Origin of the sequence: Protofrankia sp. Cas3, from assembly GCF_963555955.1 — a bacterium.
Taxonomy (GTDB): Bacteria; Actinomycetota; Actinomycetes; order Frankiales; family Frankiaceae; genus Protofrankia.
In genome coordinates this window covers 1-13,359 of the sequence record NZ_CAUVXP010000067.1, presented here as the reverse complement: position 1 = coordinate 13,359, position 13,359 = coordinate 1, and the positions used below count along the sequence as shown (strand labels likewise).

The 13,359-nt window shown below is 64.9% G+C and carries 10 protein-coding genes, 1 tRNA gene and 6 pseudogenes; 5 read left to right on the top strand and 12 right to left on the bottom strand.

Annotation, left to right across the window (positions count from 1 at the left end):
- Positions 1–312 precede the first annotated feature (312 nt).
- The 4 genes and pseudogenes from U9983_RS14255 to U9983_RS27885 form a co-directional block, all read right to left on the bottom strand.
- The gene (locus U9983_RS14255) at positions 313–510 is read right to left on the bottom strand and encodes a ferredoxin (RefSeq protein ID WP_322754493.1); all 198 of its coding nucleotides are present in this window, start codon (positions 508–510) and stop codon (positions 313–315) included.
- A gap of 43 nt (positions 511–553) precedes the next feature.
- Entirely contained in the window at positions 554–1,795 is a 1,242-nt protein-coding gene (locus U9983_RS14250) for a cytochrome P450 (protein WP_322754492.1), read from the bottom strand.
- 430 nt (positions 1,796–2,225) lie between these two features.
- Positions 2,226–2,603, bottom strand: a complete 378-nt coding sequence (locus tag U9983_RS27890; protein ID WP_416211396.1) for a transposase — start codon at positions 2,601–2,603, stop codon at positions 2,226–2,228.
- Between the two features lie 73 nt (positions 2,604–2,676).
- Positions 2,677–3,024: pseudogene (locus U9983_RS27885) on the bottom strand (transposase family protein); the annotation flags it as partial.
- 153 nt (positions 3,025–3,177) lie between these two features.
- On the opposite strand from U9983_RS27885, the pseudogene U9983_RS27880 reads away from it, so the two are divergent.
- Positions 3,178–3,570 (top strand): annotated as a pseudogene (locus U9983_RS27880) (AMP-binding protein); the annotation flags it as partial.
- 201 nt (positions 3,571–3,771) lie between these two features.
- Here the strand turns inward: U9983_RS27880 and U9983_RS27875 are convergent.
- The 4 genes and pseudogenes from U9983_RS27875 to U9983_RS27865 all read right to left on the bottom strand — a co-directional run.
- A pseudogene (locus U9983_RS27875) lies at positions 3,772–4,347 on the bottom strand (4'-phosphopantetheinyl transferase family protein); the annotation flags it as partial.
- Positions 4,348–4,361: 14 nt separating this feature from the next.
- Positions 4,362–4,448, bottom strand: a pseudogene (locus U9983_RS27870) (metallophosphoesterase); the annotation flags it as partial.
- Between the two features lie 130 nt (positions 4,449–4,578).
- Positions 4,579–6,558 (bottom strand): LuxR C-terminal-related transcriptional regulator, encoded by a 1,980-nt coding sequence (locus U9983_RS14235; protein ID WP_322754489.1) that lies wholly within the window; start codon positions 6,556–6,558, stop codon positions 4,579–4,581.
- A gap of 399 nt (positions 6,559–6,957) precedes the next feature.
- Positions 6,958–7,455, bottom strand: a pseudogene (locus U9983_RS27865) (AAA family ATPase); the annotation flags it as partial.
- Between the two features lie 1,042 nt (positions 7,456–8,497).
- On the opposite strand from U9983_RS27865, the gene U9983_RS14230 reads away from it, so the two are divergent.
- Positions 8,498–9,319 carry a transposase family protein gene (locus tag U9983_RS14230; protein ID WP_322754488.1) on the top strand — a complete coding sequence of 274 codons (822 nt, stop codon included), beginning with the start codon at positions 8,498–8,500 and terminating at the stop codon, positions 9,317–9,319.
- A gap of 62 nt (positions 9,320–9,381) precedes the next feature.
- Here U9983_RS14230 and U9983_RS14225 read toward each other — a convergent pair whose 3' ends face one another.
- A complete protein-coding gene (locus tag U9983_RS14225; RefSeq protein WP_322754487.1) occupies positions 9,382–9,669 on the bottom strand; it encodes a hypothetical protein in 288 nt (95 codons plus the stop codon).
- A gap of 248 nt (positions 9,670–9,917) precedes the next feature.
- Positions 9,918–10,262 (bottom strand): annotated as a pseudogene (locus U9983_RS27860) (toll/interleukin-1 receptor domain-containing protein); the annotation flags it as partial.
- 272 nt (positions 10,263–10,534) lie between these two features.
- On the opposite strand from U9983_RS27860, the gene U9983_RS14220 reads away from it, so the two are divergent.
- Together U9983_RS14220 and U9983_RS14215 are read left to right on the top strand one after the other, a co-directional pair.
- On the top strand, positions 10,535–10,747 hold the full coding sequence (locus U9983_RS14220) for a hypothetical protein (RefSeq protein WP_322754486.1): 213 nt from the start codon (positions 10,535–10,537) through the stop codon (positions 10,745–10,747).
- A 6-nt stretch (positions 10,748–10,753) separates the two neighbouring features.
- Entirely contained in the window at positions 10,754–11,098 is a 345-nt protein-coding gene (locus U9983_RS14215; protein WP_322754485.1) for an integrase core domain-containing protein, read from the top strand.
- 411 nt (positions 11,099–11,509) lie between these two features.
- Here the strand turns inward: U9983_RS14215 and U9983_RS14210 are convergent.
- A tRNA-Leu gene (locus U9983_RS14210) sits at positions 11,510–11,582 on the bottom strand.
- Positions 11,583–11,758: 176 nt separating this feature from the next.
- Here U9983_RS14210 and U9983_RS14205 point away from each other — a divergent pair.
- Complete coding sequence (locus U9983_RS14205; protein ID WP_322750886.1) at positions 11,759–12,373, top strand: ANTAR domain-containing response regulator; 615 nt, start codon at positions 11,759–11,761, stop codon at positions 12,371–12,373.
- 134 nt (positions 12,374–12,507) lie between these two features.
- Here the strand turns inward: U9983_RS14205 and U9983_RS14200 are convergent, their stop codons facing one another.
- Positions 12,508–12,795, bottom strand: coding sequence for a hypothetical protein (locus U9983_RS14200; RefSeq protein WP_322754484.1), 288 nt, complete (start codon positions 12,793–12,795; stop codon positions 12,508–12,510).
- Positions 12,796–13,359 lie beyond the last annotated feature (564 nt).

The following is a 13,359-nucleotide window of genomic DNA, read 5'->3' as shown; positions in this document are numbered from 1 at the left end:
GGAAGTCCTCGCTGGCCCTCGGCGTGCAGCACGCCGAGGGCCAGCGGCGCTGTCTGCGAGGGCTCGCACCGTAGCTCCAGCAGCGCGTCGGCCAGCCGACGCTCGCTCCGGGCCTGTGCCGGTCGGGTCTTTCACCCCGCACCCGTAAAGCCGTGCGCCATCGCAGCATTCGCTTTCGTGATCTTCAATCCGTCCGAAGGAACTGCGGTGGCCGATTCTTACTTCCTCATAACGCCGGCGCTGAGCCCGTACACCACTGACCGATGCCGGATGCCGGCTACCCGATCAGTGATCGGGATCGGAATACGGGCGTCATTTCTCCGTGACCGTGATCGCCAATACCGGGCACATCGAAACGGCATCACGGACGTCGCCTTCCTGTTCCGGTGCCGGATGGTCGGTTCGAAGGAAGACGACGCCGCTGTCCTCGTATTGGTCGAAAACGTCAGGTGCGGCCACGGTGCAATTGCCCGATCTGATGCACTTGTCCTTCTCCACGTGAACGTGCATGAGACTCTCCTTCTCGTGACTGCTGCTACCGGGGCGGGATGAATTACCAGGTCACCGGCAATTCGTGTACGCCATACGCAAGTCCTTCGTTCTTGAACTCCAGATCACTGACATCAACGGCCAGGGCAAGGGTCGGGATACGACGGTAGAGGGTGCCGTAGACGGTCTGAAGTTCCACCCGCACCAGCGGATGTCCGAGGCACTGGTGCATGCCGAATGCGAAAACGTTGTGCTTACGGGCGTCCCGATGCACGTCGAGCACGTCCGGGTCGTGAAAGACGGTTTCGTCCCGGTCGCCGATCTCGGTAGGGATGACCAAGCCCTCGCCTGCGCGGATCACCTCTCCGGCGATCTCGATGTCCTCCAGGGCCACTCGGCGGCGTCCTCCGTGGGCGATGGACAAGTAGCGCAGGAGCTCCTCGGTGGCCGAGGCGATCAGCTTGGGGTCGTCGGTTTCCCGCACCATGGCGAGCTGATCGGGATGCATCAACAGGGCCAGCGCGCCGAGCGTGATCATGTCGGCGCTGGTCTCATGGCCCCCTATCAGCAATATGAGGGCTATCATGGCGAGATCCGGGCGCGTCATCTGTCCGGTCTTGAGCTGTTCGGTGGCCAGCAGGGACAGCAGGTCGTCAGCGGGAGCGTCGAGCTTGCGGCCGATCAGCTGATCGAAGTAGCCGACCAGCTCCATCTGGGCCGCCAGCGCGGTCTCCTTCGTGCTCTGGCGGTGCATGAGGATGCGGCTGGTGCGCTGGAAGGATTCGCGATCCTCGTAGGGCACGCCGAGCACGTGACAGATGACCAGCGACGAAACCGGCAAGGCGAACTCTGATAGCAGATCGACCGGCTTGGGCTGGGCAAGCAGTTTGTCGATGAGGTCGTCGACGATGCGCTGAACCGTTGGGCGCAGTTTCTCGATCCGCTTGACGGTGAACGAAGGGCTGAGCATCTGGCGTTGACGGGCGTGCTCGGGGTCGTCTATGTTGATGAAGGCGCGGATTTCTGCCCGGCGATCCCGGAAGCTCTCGCTGACGTGCGGGTATCCCGGAAGCAGTATGTCGGAGCCGACCCGCTTGTCGGCCAGCAGGGCGCGCTGGAGGGCATGCCTGGTCACCAGCCAGGGTGTGCTGCCATCCCAGAGTCGGACCCGCGCAAGCGGCGCCTTGACTTGCAGGTCGCGCAGCCCCGGTGACGGGTCCAGCGGGCAGCCCTTCGCGCGGGGCATGGGGTAGTCGGGGATGTCATCCGCTACCTGCCCCTCAGCGCCGATCGACGATTGGGTCATGGTGACTCCTTCGCTCTGAGCGCGCGCCGTATCCAAACGGCATGAGACAGTCCTCTTAGGGAATACGCTATCGACAGCTCCTCGGAAGGGAACCCAACGGCCGAGGCAATAAGGTAATTGGCTCAGGCGATAAGGATATCGGCTCCTTAATAGGGGTAGCATCTCCCGAAAATAGGGCTCTGCGCACTACGTCTGAAACCGTGTTGGGGTGATCACGCTGCGGATGTGGTGGTGGTGACGGGGAGTGGGCAGGCCGGGCGGGTGGCGCGGGAGGCGACGTAGCGGGTGCGGGTCTGCTGGTGGACGACGTTGGTCAGGCCGTGGAGCACCGCGTTGGCGATCTCCTCACGCCACCGGGAGACGGTCTCGGCGAGGGTGACGACCTCGGGAACGGTCGCGCCGGTCGTGGCGGCGTACTCGAAGAACCTGGTCAGGGCCCTGTCGATGTCGGTGCGGCAGGTCGCGAGGCCGGTGCGAGTCGGGGAGAGCGCGAGCACGGCGCGCAGGTGTTCCTTCGTGCGCCAGGCGGTGCCGATCGCGAGGCCGGTGTCCCCGCCGAGGTCGGCGAGGCGCACAGCAGCTTCCCGCGGGCGGCGGGCGAGAGCTTCTCCTCGGCCCGGACGAGCAGCCCGCGGATCGTGTACTCCGGGTCGGTCGCCCTGCCCCGGCGGCCGCGCAGCTCGTGGGCGACCCGACGGCGTGTGTCGCCGATCGCCTTGTTCGCCAGCTGGCTGACGTGGAAACCGTCGATCGCGAGCAGGGCGTGGGGCAGCGCCTCGCGGGCGGCGGAGGCGTAGGTCGTGGACATGTCGATCGTGACAGCCCACCGCGATCCGCAGCCGACCGTCGGGCGGAACCGTCGCCGCGGCGGCCCAGGTACCCAGGGCGGTATCGAACGCGTCGGCGTCGAGGCGGGCGAATACCCGCCGGAACGTGGACTCGTCCGGAGTCCGCACGATCCCCAGCGCCGCCCACACCACCTCGCCGGCGTCGGCGGCCCACTCGGCGACCGCGGTGAACGAACGGGCTCCCGCCAGCACCGCGCACGTCGCCAACGTCAGGAGCACTGGTAACTCGTAGCAACGCCCGCGGCGTTTCCGTGGATCGGCGAGCCGGGCGAACACCGCCAGCAGACCGGCCGGTGACACAGGCGGCGGCACCGTGTCGGCGATCGAGGCGGCCAGCTGATCCAGAACAGGATCGCAGGCGGATAATGGCACGGCGGGCATGGCACCCCAGGGATGATCAGGCTGGCGTAGGAACCTCCATGATCACCCAGGTGTCATGCCCGTCCCACGTCAGGGCCCGACGCCCCGCAGACACCCACACCCCACCAACACCGCAACCCCTCACCACGAACTACGAACCGCTTCCCAGCAAAAATGCCGGGGCCCTGGGGGGCGGCCTACCTGCCGCTGGATTTGATGTCCCCGGCCGAGCGGATCGCGGGTATTTTGGAGGACGCTGGTACCGATCTGGTGCTCTGTTCTGCCTCCCGAACTGCCGGAGCCGCCGACCGCTGGCGCCGTCTGCCCTCGGAGGTGCGGGTGATCCGAGTCTCCGCGGGCGGCAGCGACTACTTTCCCGAGTTGCGACTCACCCGGGAATCACCGGCTTACGTGGCGTTCACCTCGGGATCCACCGGACGACCCAAGGGCGTTGTCGTGCCACACAGGGTTGTGCGGCGGCTGGTCATCGGATCGAAGTTCTGTACCGTCGAGCCGGGTGACCGGGTGGCCAATTCTGCCAATCCGGCATTCGACGCCACCACCTTCGAGATCTGGAACACGCTCACCGCTGGTGGCACTGTGGTCGTCTTCCCAGGACACGACCTCCGTTGGAGGTGTCACGATGACCGCGGTCGCCACGTACCCTTGACCGTCTCTGTTCAGGACACGCCAGATGCCCGTGAAGCGGTTGATGCGCCTACCCTGGACAATCAGCCCAGGAACCCGCAGGTCCGCGGCGAACGTGCCCCCGTCGGGGTCGACGCTGATGGCACAGTCGTCGAAGTCCAACCAGCGGCGGGTGAGCGGAAACCATGCTTTGGACGCGCTCTCCTTGGCACTGAACAGCAGGCGGTCCCAGTGCGTGCCTGGATGGCTTACGGCCAGTCGGGCAAGGAGCCGCCGTTCCTCCGGCCGAGCCACCGTCTCCTCTGTGCCCCAGGGAAGCGGGCCATGTGGTTCGGCGTCTATGCCAAGCGAGGTTATTATGGCAGCATGCGCCACGGCTGCGGCGCGATAGCCATCACAATGTGTCATGCTGCCGACGATTCCTGCTGGCCAGCGGGGAGCGCCGCTGGCCCAACCCGGACCCTCGCCGGTGGGCAGGATGGGTATCGGCGGTATCCCAACTTTGGCGAGCGCGGCACGCGCGCAGGCGCGGACCGCGCTGAACTCCCGTCGCCGCTTCTCGACGGCCCGGGCGACGACTTCGGCCTCCTCGGGAAACAGCGCGGCCGGCCGCGGATCGGCAAACGACTCCACGAGGGCCACCTCCGGTGGAAGATGGCCGCCAAGCAGGCTCTCTCCGGCAGCGGGCGCGGTCATGCTGGACCGGGCGGCCGGGCGCGGCATCGGGCGTCGCGACTCGGGTAAGGATTGGGGTGCAGGAAATATTCGTCGGTACAGACGACTCCCGCCTGATGTGCCATCTCGAACACTTCCTGCGGACCGCGAGCCTGACCCGCCGGTTCTCCAGGTACGTCTCGGCCGTGGCGCACATCGACTCCGTCCGGGGGCGACGCTTGGACATCGGTCCTATATCTGCGATACCTCGGCCTAGCTGGTGTTCGTCGGGGGAGTGGAACTGTCCACGATCAGGCTGGAAAGAGCCTGCCGGTTCCGGATGTTAAGCTTCCGGTACGCCCGGGTAAGGTGCTGCTCCACCGTACTGACCGTTATGTAGAGTTTATCGGCTATCTCGCGATTGGTATAGTGCTCCGCGGCCAGCGTCACTACCCGCCGCTCCGCGTCGCTTAATCTGGCGGCATGAGCAAAGGGAACAGCAGTGATGGAGCTGTGATGACTGTCGGACCTCGCCGACAACCGTCGGCGTAGTGCCTCGGCATGACAGTGACCGGCGTAGCGCCAAGCACGATCTCTTGTCCGTTTCGCGAGGCCCCGCTCCCCGAGCATTTGGTAAACCCGACCGAGCTCGGCAAGACTGTAGGCAAGCTCTAGCAGGTCGCCGTCTGCCTCCAGCAGCCCAGCCGACTCTCGCAGCAGTTCTGGCCGGTGCCTCGGCTCGACGGTAGCCGACAGTATCCGGAGTGAGATGGCCCGATGGCGGGGCGCTCCGGAGCCGAGTAGGCCCAGCTGGTTCTCGACCAGGTCCTTGGCCGTGGCCAGCTCACCAAGCCCGAGGTAGGCCTCGGCGGCATCAGTTCGCCATGGCAGATATGGTAGGTCCATATTCCATTCGTCCAGGGTCTCCTTGTACGCGAGAAAGTCACTAAGCGCAGTGTGGAACCGACCGCCCGAAAGATGGTAGCGGCCGCGGGCCCGCAGATAGAGCAGGCCGAATCGGGTCCCGTAGATCGCCTCGGGCACGGGCCGGACCAGCAACTCGGCTGCCTCCGACTGCCTGCCCATTTCTGTCAGCACATGCAGAAGGATGCTCAGCGGCTCCCCCACCGCCAGACCCCAGCCCAGCTGCGGCATGCGAGTGAGCGCGGCAGAAGCGAACTCGTGTGCGCCCAGCAGGTCACCGCGGCGGAGCGCAGCTTTCGCCCGGATCAGGGCACCCGATGCTCGCAGGATTGGGCTCAGCGGCCGGTCGCCCTCATCAGTGAGCCGTGTGAGCAGAGCAGCGGTCCGCTTCGTGGCGTCGGCCATGTCCAGCGCGGCGATGGCAAGCTCTGTGGCTTCGGTCTCCATACGGTCGCCGACCGAGTCGCAGACAATCTTCTCCACGACCGCGAAAATCTCCTCCCGCCTTTGTTGGGCGAGTAACGCCGGAAGCTGAACCGCCGCCTGCACCCATGGGCGACTGCGGGCCCCCGCGGCCAGGGACTCGAGACCTCCGGCCGGTGCCAACAACGCCTTGGCGGGCACCAGCGCCGGGCAGAAGAAAAAGAGCCATAGCAACGTCGCTGGAAGGTCGGATTCCGAGTCCGGCTTCCTTTGGAAAATATTTGAAAGCAGCCGGAGCACTTCCTCCGCCTCGGCCAGGCGACCATGCCACACGAGCCGGCGGATGAGGCTGGCCGCGGCGCGAGTACTTAGGTGCCCTTCTCGAGCGTACGCGAGAAGTTCGGTAAAATGGCGGCATGCCTCAGCTGGATCGCGTCGCCAGACAACGTCCACAAGCCGTGCCTTGACCGCGGCGCCTTGCGGCCCGCTCATGTTTGAGCGATCAGCAAGCTCGAGGAGCCTGCCAGCTAATTCCAGCTGATGATTGGTCAATGCTTCTTCGGCTGCCTCCTGCAACTCCGTTACCGCCCATGATCCCTCGGCTCGACCCGCCGCGAGGATGTAGTTTCCCACGACCGGCGCAGGCGCACCGACCTCCTGCAATGCGCGGGCGGCTCGTAGCTGCATGTCCGGCAGGTCGACAAAGGCTGGATCCAGCAGCAAGGACGTTTGTATTGCCGAATGCCGGATGCGGCCGTCGGCAACGAGTCCGACCTCCTCCAACGTGTCGACGATGTAGTTGGCTGATCTGATGTCGACGTCGATCAACCGCCCTAGTAGCCTCGCCGAGCCGAAGTCACCCAGAACCGCGAGCGCCCGGGCACCCTGCCGAATCGGGTCGTACACCCTGGCGACAATTGCCAGCGTGGCCTCCCTGAACTCCTTGCCGGGGCCCGGCGATACTGCCGGCTGCTGCCCCGCACTGGCCGAGGATGCGATACTGCAGTCTTCGACTAATGCCGTCACCAGGAGGGGGTTGCCGCCGCTTGTTGCGTGTACCGCGGCTGCCAGCCGATATGCGGTTGGCTTGTCGATCCGTCGCCTGAGGAGGCTGGTGACACCGTCGAGTGTAAGGCGGCCCAGCCGCAGGTGATCCGCATATGGTTGGCGGAGAAAGTCGACACAGAGATCTTGGTAAATGCTATCGACGCATGGTCGAGCGGCGCAGACAAATAGTGCACGGGTTCCCTTGAGGCGGCGGGCGAGATGGGCCAGGAAGTGCAGCGACGGCCAATCAGCATGCTGCACATCGTCAATCCCGATCAGTACCGGCCGCCGCCGTGCGAGCCCGAGCAGCTCTACGCACAGCTCGTCGACAACAGCTGACGGAAGCTGCCAGGAAGGAAGCGGCTGGTCCTTTGGACCGGAAATCAGAGAACTGGATCGAGCGGTCGGCCGGGCTGATCCAGTGGACCGCGCCCTCGCCGACTGGAGATCTTTGACTGTGGATTCGGAAGCTGGACCCGAAGCGCGGGTACACCCGGAGCTTCCTGGTCCGGATGCATCGAGCAACAGCTTGAGCCTCGCAGCCTTGTCGATACACATTGCCGAGCTGCTGAGTAGCTGGCGTAGGACGTTCAGTGGAAGATTCCGATTGAGGAAGGAAGAGGTTGCCAAAAGGACCGGAAACCCGGACTTCTCCGCGGTTGCGACAAAGGTATTGAGTAGTGCCGTCTTACCGACTCCGGTGGCGCCGCTGATGAGCAGAGAGCCAGCCCTTCCTCGGGTGCAGTCATCGAACATTCTTTCCACCGTCTGCAATGCCTCATCGCGGTCTACCAGGGTCATAGAAAGATCCTCCTCGGGAATTGTCAGACAAGATATCTGCTGGGCTCTGAACCTGTTGACTGCAGCGCCAAGAAGATGGGCCGTCGACGCATCCATCCGGCGGCATCCGATCACGGGACCACACCGCGGGCCTCCGTCACGATGACTGACACGTGATCGTAGTTACGCTGGTGTCCTTCATAACTCTGCCGCTACCGCCAGTTGTTGGCGAGCAGTTTCCTGAAGTCGCGGTGCGGCATCCTCGCCTACATGGCGATCTCCTCAGGGTGGCGATCCACTTGAAAGGCTTGCCCTCCCTTTTCCAGCGTTCGATGACTATCTCGGAGCGAAGCCACAGATAGTCGTTCTTGTGGATCATGAAAGAATGCTATGTTTCCACGGAAGCTCAACCGACCGAGTTATCGGCGCAAAACAGCCGCCGACTCTGCATGGCTAGATGGTCCGACCGCAGCGACGTGCCGGAGCGCGCGGCCGGGGCGGGATCGACAGCACCGCCGGCACGCCGGAAATCGGCAGAGCCGCGGCCCGGACCAGCGCAGATGGCGTCACCAACAGACCGCGAAACGACCCCGGGAAGAGGCGGGAAAATTCCGCCCGATGATCCGGAGATCGCCTTGCTGGGAGGGTTCTGCCCGCCGCAATCATATTTTCTGTTCGCAGTTGATGCTGGTCGACGGTTCGGTGCCCCGTTGTCGGCGCCCTGTCCGTCTGGCAGCTTCTGCACAGGGCAATGATTCCACAGCGGAATTGCTCGAATACAGGATGTACTTATAAGATATTCCGACTACTCGGGAATCTCTTCCTCCTCGGCGATGCCGAACCGGCACTCCTGGTACCGGCAGTGAGCCATTCCCCGCAACGGTCTGCCACGCTCCGTGAGCGTCACTGGCTGTGGAGAGTCCCGGCTGTGGGATCGGGGCGGTGAAAGACGAAACGCGGGGCCCCGGTAGGAAGCTGTCTTCCTACGGATCGACTTCCGAGAGGCCCCACGTCCCCTGTGAGTGTCACATACACCGCCGAGCTGCCCCTTGGCGATCACACTGTCGTGCGCCTGGCGGTACTGCTGGTCGCGGAACGCAAGCGGAAAGGTACCCGGGAGGGGACCCGTAAGCTCTCCCCCTGGGAACAGGCCGTGTTCGTCCTGCGCTGGTTCTGCGATGGGACACGGGTCAAACAGTTGTGCGACGACCACAAGGTCAGCAAGTCGGTCGGCTACCGCTGCCTGCACGAGGGTGTCGCGGTGCTGGCCTGGCAGGCCCCCGACCTGCGCAACGCGCTGCTCGCGGCCAAGGCCGCCGGCTACGAGCACGTGGTCGTCGACGGCACGGTGGTCGAGACCGACCGGGTCTCCGTCCCTGGCCCGACCAGCGGCGTGGACCTGTGGTGGTCCGGAAAAATCAGGAACCACGGTGGCAACGTCCAGGTCGTCTCCGCCCCCGACGACGGCTGGCCGCTGTGGGTCTCCGACGTCCGGCCCGGCCGGGAGCACGACACCACCGCCTTGCGCGCCTCCGGCGCCCTGCCGGTGCTCGTCGACTGGACCGATGCCGGCGGCGAGGTCCTCGCCGACCTCGGTTACGAAGGGCTACAAGGCCAGGTCGCGGTCCCGTACAAGAAGGCCAAGAACAGAGACCTCCCCGACGACCAGAAACGGCACAACCGGATCCACAACGCCCTGCGGGCCGTCGGCGAACGCGCGAACGCCCTCCTGAAGCACTTCAAGGCCCTGCGGAACGTCAGCCTCGACCCCTGGAAGATCGGCCTGATCGTGAAAGCCGCCCTCGTCGTCCTCCACACCGAACACGGTCGCACCACCTGACGACCAACACAGGCACACATCATTGTGACTACCCACCGCAACTACCGGTTACGGGGAAAAGCTCACTGGGTGACGGGAACACCGTCGGAGGGCAGCAGGGTAAGGCGCCCGAAGGACTGGTGTTCCCAGGACGTCGCGCGCACCAGGACCGGTAGCACCACGGCTTGGCGGTCCTCGTGGCGGCGGAGAAGCACGTTCATATCTCGAGACGAGCCGTACTCCGTCGCCAGCAGATCACGGCTGACCAGCAGCAACGCGACTTCTGCCTTACGCACGCCGGTGGCCATCCGTAGCCCGCTGGCTTCCTCGACGTCTTGCTGGACCGGGTGCATGTCGATCCCCGATAACACCCCTCCACCAGGAGCGTCCGCAGCGAGTCCGCTAACTCGACTGCGAAGGTGGCGTCGCCGGATGCATGCACGAGGAGGGCTCGTGGACCCGGCGCGCGTTCACCGTCATCACGGCCGAGGCTGTCGAGCTGGTTTCTATTCTGAGGAAAACGCGGGCTGTACTCGTCTTGTCCGACCGCGGAGCCGGGGAACACCGGCACGCCACGAGGTTTACGCCGTCCTCCCTGGACGGCGCGGAGCAGACGCTCCCGTGCTTCCGCCGCATCACTGGTCCCCGCGAGGTCGACCCAGGCCAAACCGGCAAACGCCGCCGGCGTCTCCACGGGCTGCACCCGGACAGGGATCAGTCTCTCGCTTTGGATCCCTGTCGAGGCCTCAGACATCACCGTTGTAGACCGGATATAGGCTGGAGAAACTACCGCGATGACCTTCTCCGCGCTGGTGAGCACGGTCTCCAGCTGAGAGATAAAGTTTCCGCCGGCGGTGAAATCCCATTGCTGCAGTCCGGCCGTGTAACCCGCGTCCTCCAGTTGCCACGCGATCCACTCGGCCCAATGCCGGTCCGCTGCGGTGTAACTGAGGAAGAAGTCCATCCTGTTGTCCATGTCGCCCCCGTCCGGCCAGAAGTGAAGCATATCGGGGCATCGCGCATATTCTCACTGACGCAGAGTAGTGAATATTACCGAGTGTCATCGCTGCTGGGATCTTCAAAGCCGCACGGTCATGGTGTCGACGGCACTGTTGATGACTGTCGTCGCGACTGTTGCCAATCACATCCGATCGGCGGATTTCGTATCCTGCCTGTCTGGATGGCTTTTTGCGCCGATGTTTCTGGATCTTCAGTCCGGTGTGGTGGGACTGGGGCGTGGTGCGGGACGGACTCGGGTTGAGGCGCTGGTGGCTGGTCGGGGTGTGTGACTACTACTCGACGTATGAGTATGGCTGGCGCATCGGACCGGGCTGCGCTGGCGCGGACGCGATCGCCGCCGTCCAGATAGCGATCGCTGAGGCGGCACGGCTCACCGGTGGCCGTCCACTGGCGGAGCAGCTCGCAGACCCGGCCACCGGCGAGATCTGACCGATCATGCTGGTCACCGACAACGGCGCCGCGTTCAAGGGCACGGTGTTCGCGTGGTTCCTCGCGTCCTGTCCCGAGCTGCTCCACATCCGCACGAGACGGCGCAGCCCCGGCCAGAACAGCGTCCGAGAACGCGCGTTCGGGTCACTGACATACGGGCACCTGTACCGCATGGAGATCGAGACCCTGGACGATCTCGCCCGGGAAGCCGCGGCCTACCGGCAGATCTTCAACCACATCCGGCCGCACGAGGCCCTCGGTTTCGACCGGCCGATCGAGGTCCACACCAATCCCGCCCGCAAACCCCTCATCAAGATCGAGAACACCCAACTTTCAGGTCGAGATTTCTGAGAAATGATCTTGAAGCGGGGCAACCGTCCGCATCCGCGAAGACGTTCTTCTTGACGCCGGCGCTGTCTTCTACCTCGACCGTGTCTTCGGCTCCGACCGCATGACTCTGCTGGCCGCACGTGATCGGCTTCAACGAAAGATCGCCGATCTGACCCGCCGACAGGACAACCTCCTGCGCCAAGCCCAGACCGGTGACCCGGACGACCCGTTCACCCAAGGGCTACGCCGCGCCTATGACGACCTCAATGTCGAACGCCGCGCCGCTGTCGACCTCCTCGCTGAGCTTGACGCCGCCGATGAGTCCGACCTCGCACGACCGGACCCGACAGCCTCGCGCTCCTGGACGCTCTGCCGCATCCGCGGCTCAGCCTCGACCGTGCGCCTGAGTAGCTCTCGTGTAGATGCTGTACGTGCCCCCGGTGGGATTCGAACCCACACTGTCGGTGGTTTGAGCACCGTCTCTCTGCCGTTGGAGTACAGGGGCCGCCTGGTTGGAGCGCGGGGCTCTCGGGTACTGCAAGCCGCTACCGGACCGCTTGATGTGCAGGTAGGGCTTCCTCTACGACTCTAGCCGGGTAAGGTGCGGATCGACTGCCCACCCCGGCGTTACAGCGGGTCAACGGTGTCATCCTAACCCTGCGAGACCAGGAGTCCGACTCGATGAGCCAGCCATCCTCGACCCCCCGCCGGGTGCTGATCGCCGAGGACGAGGCGCTGATCCGTCTCGATCTTCGCGAGATGTTGCAGGAGGAGGGCTACGAGGTGGTCGGTGAGGCCGGTGACGGCGAGATGGCCGTCAGCCTCGCGTCCAAGCTCCGCCCCGACCTGGTCATCCTCGATGTCAAGATGCCCCGGATGGACGGGATCGAGGCCGGTGCGCACATCGCCAAGGAGCGCATCGCACCGGTGGTGATCCTGACCGCGTTCAGTCAGCGGGAGCTCGTGGAACGGGCACGGGAGGCCGGGGCGATGGCCTACGTCGTCAAGCCGTTCCAGAAGAAGGACCTGCTGCCGACGATCGAGATGGCGATGAGCCGCTTCACCGAGATCGTCAGCCTGGAAGCCGAGGTTGAGGACCTGCAGGGTCGCCTCGAGGCCAGAAAGATCATCGAACGGGCCAAGGGTGTCCTGCAGACTGAGCACGGTATGACCGAGCCCGATGCCTTCCGCTGGATACAGCGCACCTCGATGAACCAGCGGCGCACGATGCGCGCGGTGGCCGAAGGCGTCCTGTCCGGCGAGGCGCTACCCGGTGAGGCGCCGGCCGGAACGTGATCGGCTCGTCGCTCCCGCCCCGGGTGCGACGGTGGGCAGGCGGCTACGAACCGAAACTCCAGATCTTCTCCATGCGGCGACGGGGGCTCTGCCGTCCGTCGCCGCATGCGCCTGTGCCTACGACGACGACGCCGTTATGGCGTTCGCTCTTGTGGGTGTGCGGATTCGGTTGCCACGACCCAGGCCGGGAAGACGACCTCCCACACCTCGATCAGCGATACGGCGTCCTCGTCACGCAGCCGCACGCGGTAGCCGCAGAAGCCCACCCCGTCCGGAACCAGATCCGCCCGCGGACGTGCTCCGGTCATCACCACCCGAGAGTCCGCACCCGCCACCAGACACCGCCGCTCGTGAACACCTTCCGCACCCTGCTTGGCCGTCTTGTCCATGAGCGGCGCTGGACCGTCCAGGACTTCCTCCATGAGTACACGGCCGCAGCTCGATCACTCAGGGTGAAGGCAGATGAGATCGGGGAACGTCAGGCCAAGCGGTGGATGGCCGGCACGCTCAAGACCCGCCCCTATCCCGTGGCCTGCCTGGTACTGGAAACGATCTTCGAGTATCCGATCGACGACCTATTGGCACCACCCGCCCGCGCACGCCGCAGCCCGACCGTCTACGCCCCCGCCCTTCCAACTTCAGGCGTCTCTTTACCACAGATGAACGTCCTTCCTGCCTACCCTGGTCGGGAGAAGAGCCGCAACGGCCCGTCTCCCGACCAGGCAGGACCGGAAGGGCTGAGTCTTATGGCCGCAGACGACCGCCGGCCTTGACCTCGGACAGATCAACGCGGCCATGACCCAGACCCGCACTGCGCTTCTCTGTGCCGACCGCGCCGGACACCCCGGCCTACGAACCTGGCTCCGCGACGAACAGTGCTCCATCACCCGCTGGGCGGGATAGCGCCCCACTTCGTGGGTCTCGCAGGTCACGGGCGTGCCGTTCCTCGTTGATCTCACCGTCTCGCCGTAATGGATCTTCCGGCA

Excerpts from the sequence above, each read along its gene's own strand:
- U9983_RS14255 (WP_322754493.1), bottom strand. The coding sequence starts at position 510 with ATGCACGTTCACGTGGAGAAGGACAAGTGCATCAGATCGGGCAATTGC.
- U9983_RS14250 (WP_322754492.1), bottom strand. The coding sequence starts at position 1,795 with ATGACCCAATCGTCGATCGGCGCTGAGGGGCAGGTAGCGGATGACATC.
- U9983_RS27890 (WP_416211396.1), bottom strand. The coding sequence starts at position 2,603 with ATGTCCACGACCTACGCCTCCGCCGCCCGCGAGGCGCTGCCCCACGCC.
- U9983_RS14215 (WP_322754485.1), top strand. The coding sequence starts at position 10,754 with ATGCTGGTCACCGACAACGGCGCCGCGTTCAAGGGCACGGTGTTCGCG.
- U9983_RS14205 (WP_322750886.1), top strand. The coding sequence starts at position 11,759 with ATGAGCCAGCCATCCTCGACCCCCCGCCGGGTGCTGATCGCCGAGGAC.
- U9983_RS14200 (WP_322754484.1), bottom strand. The coding sequence starts at position 12,795 with ATGGAGGAAGTCCTGGACGGTCCAGCGCCGCTCATGGACAAGACGGCC.